A 2,666-nucleotide genomic window follows, 5' to 3' on the forward strand; every position below is an offset into this window, starting at 1 on the left:
TGGTGGTCTACCGCGAAGAAACCAACCACTTGCAGGCGACCATTCAGCACAATTCGGATAGTGCGAGCTAGTTGTTGCGGTTATGGACGTTGCTGACGCGGGGCTGAAGTAGAAGGGCTGGCCCACCAGGAGTTTCCGGGGAGTCCAGCACTCCCCAACCCAGTTCGCCGTGCCACTCCCGCATCGTTGCCGTCGTCTGCCCCATGACACGAACTATGTCACGGTGGCCCGAATCACCACAGTGTGAACGGCAGCCCGGCCTGCTCGGCGTGGAGGATGCTTTCCTCGATGCTGTCGAGGTCTTCGTTGCGGTCGAGACCGGTTCGGATGGCTTCGGCGATGGCGCGGGTACGGCCGGCGGGGCCGCGGACGTCGGCAAGTGGACTGGAGATGTTGCGGCGCCGTAGGTCGTATTCGTTGCGGTTGGTGCGATTGGTTCCCAGCAGCAGGTGGTTGGGGTTGGTGCAGCCCGCGAAATCGCACTGGTGACAGAGCACAGCGTCATCGGTGCCTGACCATCCCAACCGCGGAATCACCCCGTGTTCGAGCTGGTAAGCGAACAAATGTGACGGAACGGTGCCGCGACGGGACGGCCCGGGCAGACTCGCCGCCCGGAAGGAACCATGCCCGGTCGAGGACACCCCGCCGATCCAAGGCCAGCACTGATTGTGTTGTCGTCGGTAGCGTTTGGATTGAAATCGGAAAACGACAGCAGAATCGTCGAGCCAGGACCGCCACAAGCGTTCGGGGATCCGGACCGGTTGCGGTTGACCAATCAGCGTCATCTGGAACGCAGGCGGTGCGGGGACGCTGTCGGGCATCCCGGGAAGCGGCAGTGGGGCGTCGTTGACGAACGACATCACCGGCCTCCTGAAATCTCGATTCGAGCTGTTGGTACCGGATGACGGTAGGTGCAGGGTCTGACAGGTATCACAGTTGGGAGTTCGCATGCGGGCGCCTGATTGATATCAGCTGGACCGCCGGCAGTGACCTAGTGACGCGAGCATCCCAAGCAGCGGCATCGGAGCATCGCTGACGAAGGTCACTTCCGGCTCCTGACGCTCGATTCAAGCTGTTACCCGACTGAATCTGGAGATCAACACTGACGCCCCAGGTTTTGAGCGCGGCGGTTGTTTAGGTCGGAGACGGTAACAGCGCCAGAGCGCAGATGTGGGCATCAAGCCGTGATGCCGAGCAAATCAGGTCATCTCATCTGCGCCGTGAATTCAAGCGACAATATTCCGGCTCAGTTTGCGGAGAATGTCGGCTTCCGTGCTCCGTTTTGGCCCCGTTCCAGTGGTCGCTCATCCTCGAAAACCGGCAATGATCAGGTAGAATAGATAACGATGTGCACGTCCCGTGCCAACAAACTTTTGAGACGATGAAGGAGCGCTGGTGACCGACTCCCACCTCACCACACGTCCCTCATCGCTCATTTCGCAATCGCGCCTGACCGAAGCTGAAATCGATCGTGCACTTGCCGCAGCGACCGCCGGTCACCGCATGGCAGGTATGGAACCCACCGCCGCTGATCTCGAAATCGGCCGTAGGCAATTACGCGGAGAAATCACCGGGGACGAAGCCGTGAGCCTTGCCATCGCTGCAGCGCTCACAGCACGAAATCAACGCAAGGAGCAATGCTCATGACCACAGCACGCAAAGTCGCCGACCAGCACGCGGGCGCTCGCAGCATCGAAGAATCTGTCCAGTTCGCCACCGCCGGCGTTCGACTGGCCGGCGGTACCGTCACCGAAGAAAACGAAGCCGCGACCCGCCGAGTACTCACAGGCGAGAAAACAGCAGAACAAGAGCTGTCCGCGCTGCGCCGCACACTGGGGTACTGACGACCCTTGCCGCCGAAAACTTCGCAGTTCCGTTCCTGGGATGACTACTACATCCCAGGAACAACTGTTCTACGCAACAAGCTGACCAGCACAGCCGAACCGTACGGAACAACGGATCCTGACAAGCTCCGCAGCTACGAAGAAGCTGCCACCCACATACGCATGGGTGAACTAGCCCGCACACCGGTCTCCGGAAAGTTCGACTACAACCACCTCAAAGCCATCCACCGGACCTTGTTCCAAGACGTCTACGACTGGGCCGGAAAAGAACGTACCGGCCCACTCAACCAAATGAGTAAAAGCGGACCCGACGTCGTCAATTATCCTCCCGGTGATCCCCACGCGCCCACGGTCAACTACGGCTACTACCCAGCCCCCGCCATCGCCGACGCCGCCGACCTCCAATTCCGCCGACTCGCGAAACAAGACCTCCTCCGCGGCCGAGGCCGCGAAGAATTCCTCACCGGTCTCGCTGAACACTGGGGCGAAATCAACACCATCCACAGTTTCCGAGAAGGAAACACCCGAACACAATTCGTGTTCTTCTCCGAACTCTCCCGCCATGCCGGATACGAACTCGACATCGCACAATTCTCCGAAAATGCGCCGCTACGAACCGAATTCGTCTACGCACGCTTCTACAACCAATCCACCACCCGAACAGACCGCCTCGAAGCGGTGCTGAACAAAGCCCTCACCGAAGCGCACCCACCGGTATCGGCGCGGTCCGCCGAAGGCGCCCACCTCGAGGACCTCATGCGCAACGTGCGACTCGCCTTCCCGTCGCCACCGACAACGACACGAGGCCGCAGCTCGGCCACA

At 60.5% G+C, this 2,666-nt stretch carries 5 protein-coding genes; 3 read left to right on the forward strand and 2 right to left on the reverse strand.

The genetic code is table 11. The features are described 5' to 3' along the window. Window positions 1-67 precede the first annotated feature (67 nt). The gene (locus H7C86_RS37095) at window positions 68-205 is read right to left on the reverse strand and encodes a hypothetical protein (protein WP_197942352.1); all 138 of its coding nucleotides are present in this window, start codon (window positions 203-205) and stop codon (window positions 68-70) included. A 28-nt stretch (window positions 206-233) separates the two neighbouring features. Continuing rightward, window positions 234-860: a hypothetical protein gene (locus H7C86_RS36750; RefSeq protein ID WP_182263504.1), complete on the reverse strand. Its 627-nt coding sequence runs from the start codon at window positions 858-860 to the stop codon at window positions 234-236. A gap of 535 nt (window positions 861-1,395) precedes the next feature. On the opposite strand from H7C86_RS36750, the gene H7C86_RS36755 reads away from it, so the two are divergent. The 3 genes from H7C86_RS36755 to H7C86_RS36765 all read left to right on the forward strand — a co-directional run. Then, complete coding sequence (locus H7C86_RS36755) at window positions 1,396-1,647, forward strand: antitoxin VbhA family protein (protein ID WP_037121482.1); 252 nt, start codon at window positions 1,396-1,398, stop codon at window positions 1,645-1,647. Next, window positions 1,644-1,844, forward strand: a complete 201-nt coding sequence (locus H7C86_RS36760) for a hypothetical protein (RefSeq protein ID WP_144440138.1) — start codon at window positions 1,644-1,646, stop codon at window positions 1,842-1,844. The genes H7C86_RS36755 and H7C86_RS36760 overlap by 4 nt, the downstream gene beginning before the upstream one ends. A 6-nt stretch (window positions 1,845-1,850) precedes the next feature. After that, window positions 1,851-2,666 (forward strand): Fic family protein (locus H7C86_RS36765; RefSeq protein ID WP_182263505.1); only part of this gene is annotated, 816 nt, incomplete at its 3' end.

Origin of the sequence: Rhodococcus sp. UFZ-B548 (genome assembly GCF_903819475.1) — a bacterium.
GTDB classification, from domain to species: Bacteria; Actinomycetota; Actinomycetes; order Mycobacteriales; family Mycobacteriaceae; genus Rhodococcus_F; species Rhodococcus_F erythropolis.